At 67.0% G+C, this 4,294-nt stretch carries 6 protein-coding genes; 5 read left to right on the plus strand and 1 reads right to left on the minus strand.

Annotation, left to right across the window (positions count from 1 at the left end):
* From tolA to IBX53_RS15015, 5 genes are all read left to right on the plus strand, one after another.
* Nucleotides 1–419: cell envelope integrity protein TolA (tolA, locus tag IBX53_RS14995; protein WP_290910841.1), on the plus strand; the 419-nt coding region annotated here is incomplete at its 5' end.
* Nucleotides 419–1,705, plus strand: a complete 1,287-nt coding sequence (gene tolB, locus IBX53_RS15000) for a Tol-Pal system beta propeller repeat protein TolB (protein WP_290910845.1) — start codon at nucleotides 419–421, stop codon at nucleotides 1,703–1,705. The genes tolA and tolB, both read left to right, overlap by 1 nt.
* A gap of 44 nt (nucleotides 1,706–1,749) precedes the next feature.
* Nucleotides 1,750–2,304: a peptidoglycan-associated lipoprotein Pal gene (gene pal, locus IBX53_RS15005; protein WP_290910847.1), complete on the plus strand. Its 555-nt coding sequence runs from the start codon at nucleotides 1,750–1,752 to the stop codon at nucleotides 2,302–2,304.
* Between the two features lie 31 nt (nucleotides 2,305–2,335).
* Nucleotides 2,336–3,112 carry a tol-pal system protein YbgF gene (gene ybgF, locus IBX53_RS15010; RefSeq protein ID WP_290910850.1) on the plus strand — a complete coding sequence of 259 codons (777 nt, stop codon included), beginning with the start codon at nucleotides 2,336–2,338 and terminating at the stop codon, nucleotides 3,110–3,112.
* A 17-nt stretch (nucleotides 3,113–3,129) separates the two neighbouring features.
* On the plus strand, nucleotides 3,130–3,894 hold the full coding sequence (locus IBX53_RS15015; RefSeq protein WP_290910853.1) for a YciK family oxidoreductase: 765 nt from the start codon (nucleotides 3,130–3,132) through the stop codon (nucleotides 3,892–3,894).
* On the opposite strand, the gene IBX53_RS15020 is transcribed toward IBX53_RS15015, so the two are convergent.
* Nucleotides 3,889–4,294, minus strand: a 406-nt coding sequence (locus tag IBX53_RS15020; protein ID WP_290910855.1) for a hypothetical protein, incomplete at its 5' end; no start/stop codon positions are given. The two genes, IBX53_RS15015 and IBX53_RS15020, sit on opposite strands and share 6 nt — an antisense overlap.

The raw sequence follows: 4,294 nt of genomic DNA on the forward strand, positions 1-4,294 counted from the left end.
AGGAGGCCCAGCGCCAGCGTGAGGCCGAGGAGGCCGCGCGGCGTGCCGCCGAGGAAGCCGAGGCGGCCATGCAGCGGGCCATCGAGGGCGAGCGTGAGGCCGCAGCCAATGCCCGCCAGGGCCAGGAGGCCGCCAACAGCTTCATCAACCTCGTGCGCCGAGCAGTGGAGCAGGCCTGGGTGATACCCCCGAACGTGTTGGGCGGCGCCACCGCCGAGGTGGCGGTGCGGCTGGGTCCCTCCGGCGAGCTGTTCGGCGCCTCGATCACCCGCAGCAGCGGCGACAGCGCCTTCGATCGTTCGGCGATCCAGGCGGTGGAGGCCGCGGCGCCGTTCGCCGAACTGCGACAGTTGCCAGCGAACCTGCAACGGGACTACCGTCAATTCAATCTGCGTTTCACACCGGGAGACGTTCGCTGATGAAAGCCCTGATCACTTCCAGTCTGATCGCCATGCTGCTGATGTTCAGCGGTCTGGCCCAGGCCAACCTGACCATCGAGATCACCCGTGGCAGCGATCGGGCCACCCCGGTCGCGGTGGTGCCCTTCGCCGGCGGCGACGACTTCCCCGAGGACGTCGCCCAGGTGATTCACGACAACCTGGAGCGCAGCGGATACTTCGACCCGCTGCCGCGCCGCCAGATGCTCGACCGTCCCAGCGAGAGCGACGAGGTGCGCTACGGCAACTGGCGCAGCCTCGACGTGCGCTACCTGGTGGTGGGGCGCGCCAGCCGCGAGGGCAACGGCTATCGCCTGCGCTACGAGCTGATGGACGTGAGCGGTGAGCGCCGCATGCTGGGCGAGGTAGTCACCGCCGATCAGAATGAGCTGCGCGGTGCCGCCCACTACATCAGCGACCAGATCTTCGAGGCGATCACCGGGATTCGCGGCGCCTTCGCGACCCGCATTGCCTATGTGGCGGCCCAGGGGGTGGGCGACAACATGCAGTTTACCCTCTACGTGGCGGATGCCGACGGCCGCAACAGCCAGCAGGTGCTGAGCTCCCGGGAGCCGATCCTGTCGCCGGCCTGGTCGCCGGACGGTCGCCGCCTGGCCTACGTCTCCTTCGAGACCGAGCGTCCGGCCATCTACATCCAGGATCTGAACTCCGGCCAGCGAGTGCGCGCGACCTCCTTCGAGGGCATCAACGGAGCGCCGGCCTGGTCGCCGGACGGCCGTCGCCTCGCCATGTCGCTCTCCAAGGATGGTCAGCCGGAGATCTACGTGATGGATATCGCCTCGCGCAGCTTCGACCGGATCACCAACAGCTCCAGTATCGATACCGAGCCAGCCTGGTCGCCGGACGGTCGCAGCCTGCTGTTCACCTCGGACCGCAGTGGCGGGCCGCAGCTCTACCGTCATGACTTCGCCAGCGGTGAGCAGCAGCGGCTCACCTTCACCGGCAACTACAATGCCCGCGGGCGCTTCTCTCCGGACGGAGAAGCGATCTTCCTGATCCATCGTTCCAGCAATGGTTTTCAGGTCGCCCGCCAGGACCTGGACAGCGGACGGCTGGTTGTGCTCAGCGACTCGCGGTTCGATGAATCACCCAGTGTTGCGCCCAACGGGACCATGGTAATCTTCGCCACCCAACAGGGTAATAACGGGGTATTGGGGGCAGTGACCGCCGATGGTCGCGCGTCGTTCCGGTTGCCTTCCGCATCGGGTGACGTGCGGGAACCCGCATGGTCTCCCTTCCTCAACTGACCACAATCATGTTCATGCCCTTCGATTCAGCAAGGAGTAACACAATGCAGCTCAAGCGCGGTCTCAAGCCCTATGCCAGGACCCTGGCGGTCGCTCTGTCCCTGGCCTTCGTGGCAGGTTGTTCCAGCGGTGGCGGGACCCAGGACGGGTCCATGGACGGAACTCGCGGCGGCGCCGGCAACGGGGTGGCCGGCAGCGGTGTGTCCGGCAGCCAGGTAGGTGGAACCGGCTTTGGCAGCGGTGCCGCGGGCCAGGAAGCCGATGGCCGCATCCCCCAGCAGCGCACCATCTACTTCGAATTCGACAGTGACCGTATCCGTAGCGAGTTCGAGCCGGTACTGGCCTCCCACGCCCGCTACCTGCGCGAGAATGGCAACTCACGGGTCGTCCTGCAGGGTCACACCGACGAGCGCGGCACCCGCGAGTACAACATGGCCCTGGGCGAGCGTCGCGCCCGTTCAGTGGAGCGCTTTCTCTCCGTGCAGGGTGTGTCGCCCTCCCAGGTCGAGGTGGTGAGCTACGGCGAGGAGCGTCCGGCCGCCCGTGGCCAGAACGAGGAAACCTACGCCCAGAACCGCCGGGTCGTCTTCGCCTACTGAGTCGTCGTCACCCGCGTCGATGGAGACACGCATGAAACACGGTCTGAAAGGACTGTGCGGCGCGGGAGCCCTGGTGCTTCCGCTGTCCGTATGGCTTCCCGCAGTCGCGCAGCAGCCGGTGGTCGAAGACCTCACCTCCCAGCCGCGTTCCTTCTACCAGCAGACGGAAACCCGCGAGGCCGCGGGCGGCACGCTGGTGATCTTCAATCAGGTGCAGCAGCACGAAGAGGAGATTCGTCAGCTGCGCGGCCAGGTCGAGGAGTTGCGTCACCAGCTGGAGCAGCTGCGTCGCCAGACCCGCGACCAGTACCTGGATCTCGAGGATCGCCTCGTCTCGGCGCCAGTCGGCGTGGGGGGAGATGCCACTGCCCAGGTCGATGAAGAGACCGCTCGTCAGGTGGCCCAGGCGCCTTCACCCAGCGGTGCCAGCCCCGAGGCGCAGCAGGCCTATCAGCAGGCGTTCGCCCGGGTCCAGGCCAGGGAGTTCGGCGAAGCCATCGACGCCTTCGAGCGCTTCGTGGCTCAGCATCCCGACAACAGCCTGACCGCCAACGCCTACTACTGGCTGGGTGAGCTGCACACCGCCGAGGGCAACCTGGATGGCGCCGAACGTGAGTTCCGCGCCGTGCTCGACGATTTCCCCCAGAGCAACAAGGTGCCGGACTCGCTCTACAAGCTGGGCCTGCTCAAGGCGCGCCAGGGCGATCCCCAGGCCAGTCGCGAGCTGCTCGAGCGGGTGCGCGACGACTACCCGGAGAGCACCGCGGCGGGGCTGGCCAACGACTTCCTGCGCCAGTCCGGCAACTGATCCACCAAGGAGCATCCATGACGACCTGCAAGATCGACTACCAGGCGCCCGCCGACCTTCTCCAGGGGCGCAACATTCTGGTCACCGGCGCCGGCGACGGGATCGGCAGGGCCGCGGCCCTGACCTTTGCGCGCCATGGTGCCACGGTCATCCTGCTGGGCCGCACCATCGCCAAGCTGGAGAAGGTCTACGATGCGATCGAGGCCGCGGGCGGGCCTCAGCCGGCGATCTTCCCTCTCAACTTCGAGGGCGCCACCCTCAAGGACTACCACGACATGGCCGAGACCATCGACCGGGAGTTTGGCCGCCTCGACGGACTGCTCCACAATGCCGGCCTGTTGGGGCGCCTCACGCCCTTCGAGCAGTACAACCCGGAGCTCTGGGAGCAGGTGATGCAGGTCAACCTCAACGGCCCGATCTGGATGACTCAGGCGCTGCTGCCGGCACTCAAGTACTCGGCCGATGCCTCGATCGTCTTCACCTCTTCCAGCGTCGGGCGCCGTGGGCGTGCCTACTGGGGGGCCTATGCGGTCTCCAAGTTCGCCACCGAGGGCTTCATGGAGGTGCTGGCCGACGAGCTCGAGCACCTGGGCAACGTGCGCGTCAACAGCCTGAACCCCGGCGCCACCCGCACCCAGATGCGCAAGCAGGCCTACCCGGGCGAGCTGCCTGAGAGCCTGCGCACCCCCGAAGAGATCATGCCTACCTACCTGTGGCTGATGGGACCGGAGAGCCGCGGGCATAACGGCGAGCAGTTCGACGCCCAGCCGCCTCGGTCATGAATCCCGCCCCCGAATCGGTCCTCGTGGAATCGATCCTTGCGCCCCCCGGTAGCTGCCTGCACGGCCACTGCCCTGCTGGAAGACGGCAACGCCGGGGTCAGCGTTCTGACGGTCGACATGGTCACGGATCCGCGAGACATCTTCTCCGCTGATCAGTTGCTCGACGTCGCCGTCCATCTCACGATCCACCACCAGTCGTCCCTCGTGCTCCCAGCTGCGCCGGGGCACCCGGGAGATACGCCAGTCGTGCCCCTCCCAGCGGGCAAGCGTCGGACCCTGCAGGGTCAGCGCATCGAGCGGGACCAGGTGGGTAAACAGACGGCTGTTGAGCACGATGCCGGTGTTTCCGAGGCGCACGCCGCCCTGGTAGCAGTGCTGACCCAGGGCGTCCAGCGCGACC

It is taken from the genome of Halomonas sp., assembly GCF_014859505.1.
Classification (GTDB): domain Bacteria; phylum Pseudomonadota; class Gammaproteobacteria; order Pseudomonadales; family Halomonadaceae; genus Halomonas.

Excerpts from the sequence above, each read along its gene's own strand:
- tolB (WP_290910845.1), top strand. The coding sequence starts at position 419 with ATGAAAGCCCTGATCACTTCCAGTCTGATCGCCATGCTGCTGATGTTC.
- pal (WP_290910847.1), top strand. The coding sequence starts at position 1,750 with ATGCAGCTCAAGCGCGGTCTCAAGCCCTATGCCAGGACCCTGGCGGTC.
- ybgF (WP_290910850.1), top strand. The coding sequence starts at position 2,336 with ATGAAACACGGTCTGAAAGGACTGTGCGGCGCGGGAGCCCTGGTGCTT.
- IBX53_RS15015 (WP_290910853.1), top strand. The coding sequence starts at position 3,130 with ATGACGACCTGCAAGATCGACTACCAGGCGCCCGCCGACCTTCTCCAG.